Source organism: Corallococcus llansteffanensis, from assembly GCF_003612055.1.
GTDB lineage: Bacteria > Myxococcota > Myxococcia > Myxococcales > Myxococcaceae > Corallococcus > Corallococcus llansteffanensis.
In genome coordinates this window covers 1-1,794 of the sequence record NZ_RAWB01000968.1, presented here as the reverse complement: position 1 = coordinate 1,794, position 1,794 = coordinate 1, and the positions used below count along the sequence as shown (strand labels likewise).

The window sequence follows — 1,794 nt, the reverse complement described above, 5'->3', positions numbered from 1 at the left end:
CACCAGGAGCAGGGCGGTCCTCCTCACGGCAGCGTCACCTGGAGCGGCTCCGAGTAGGCCCAGGGGTCCTTGGCGGCGGCGCCACCTCCCACGCAGCCCTTGAAGTTCCAACCCCAGCCGAAGACGGCTCCGTCGCGGCGCACGCCCACCGCGTGCAGCGCGCCCACGCCCAGCGTCGTCACGTCGGTGAGGCCCACGACGGCGGTTGAAGGCGCGGCGCGCGTCACCTTGTCGCCCGTGCCCAGCGTCCCGTTGGCGTTCTGCCCCCAGCCGATGACGGTGCCGTCCGCGCGCAGGGCGAAGCTGACGGTGCCATTGGCGGCCACCGACGTGGCGTTCGTCAGCTCCCGCACCGCCACCGGCACGGCGCTGCTGCCCTCGCTGCCGCTCTGGCCGTGGCCCAGCTGTCCGCTCGCGCCCAAGCCCCAGGCGACGACGGTGCCGTCGGCGCGCAGCGCGAGCGTGTGGTCCTTGCCCGCCGCGATGTCCACCACGTCCGTGAGGCCCGGCACCTGCGTGGGCCGCGCATGCGGGTCGCTGTCCGTGGTGCCCAGGCCCAGGTTGCCGGAGCTGTTGCGTCCCCACGTCCACACGGTGCCGTCCGCGCGCAGCGCCACGGAGTGCTCGGAGCCGGCGGCCACCTGGATGACGTCCGTCAGGCCCACGACCTTCACCGGCACGTCGGAGGCCGGCTTCGCCGTGTCATCGCCGAGCTGGCCCGAGCCGTTGCTCCCGAAGGCCCACACCGTGCGGTCTCCGGTGAGGACCAGCGCGTGCTGGAAGCCCCGGGCGGCCGTCACCGCGTCCGTCAGCGAGGGCACGCGCTCCGGGGACCAGCGCGTCGTCACGTCCAGGGTGCTGGCGCCCGGGACGCCCAGGCCCAGCTGCGCGTTCTTGTTGTCGCCCCACGTCCACACGGTTCCGTCCTGGCCCACCGCGAGGGAGCTGTTCTGGCCGAAGGCCACCGCGCTCACCTCGGGCAGCGCCGTCAGCAGGAGCGGCGACGGCGAGTGGCCGGCCTCGGGACCGGGCTGGCCCAGGCCCAGCTGCCCCAGGTTGTTGTTGCCCCAGACGTACACCTTCCCGTCGCGAAGGAGCGCGGAGTGCGAGCCCCCTCCCGTCGCCCACCGGCCGAAGCGGAAGTGCAGGGACTGCTCGGTGGTGTTGCCCGCGGCGTCGCGCGCCCGTAGGACGAGCGTGTTGTCGCCACGTCCGGGCGTGAGCGTGAAGCGGAAGGCCCCGTTCGGAGACAGCGACCCGGGCTGCTCGGGGCCGTCGTTGAGCTGGGAGGTGAGGGCCGTCACGCCCAGGTTGTCCGTGGCCTGCCCCGCCACGTGCAACTGGTACACGGTGAGGTCCTGTCCCTCCGAGGGCCAGGTGAGCACCAGGCTTGGGGGCTGCGTGTCCACCGCGGGGGCGACATAGGTGAAGCGCAGGGTCGACTCCGTGACCTGGCCGGCCACGTCCTCCGCGCGCAGGGTGAAGGCGTTCTCTCCGACCCCCGCGTTCACGGCCACCGCCACCGTGAACTCCGTCTGTCCGCGCGCGACGATGAAGCGCGGGCCGGCCTCCCCGTTGTGCTGCGCCGACACCCCCAGCAGCCCGCCCGCGGCGCGCACCACAGCCTGGACCTGCACCGGGAACTGCTCCACCCGCGCGCCCTCCTCGGGAGAGGTGAAGGTCACCGTGGGCGCCGCCACCTGGGTGCCCGCGTCCGTACCGGCATCCGCCGTCGCACCCGCGTCCGAGCCACCGGGTGGCAGCGGCGCCGGGTCGTCACCGCAGGCCCCGAGC

At 74.1% G+C, this 1,794-nt stretch carries 1 protein-coding gene; it reads right to left on the bottom strand.

The genetic code is table 11. The features are described from left to right. Nucleotides 1-23 precede the first annotated feature (23 nt). The coding region (locus D7V93_RS42560) for an RCC1 domain-containing protein (RefSeq protein WP_120648629.1) at nucleotides 24-1,794 on the bottom strand (1,771 nt) is incomplete at its 5' end.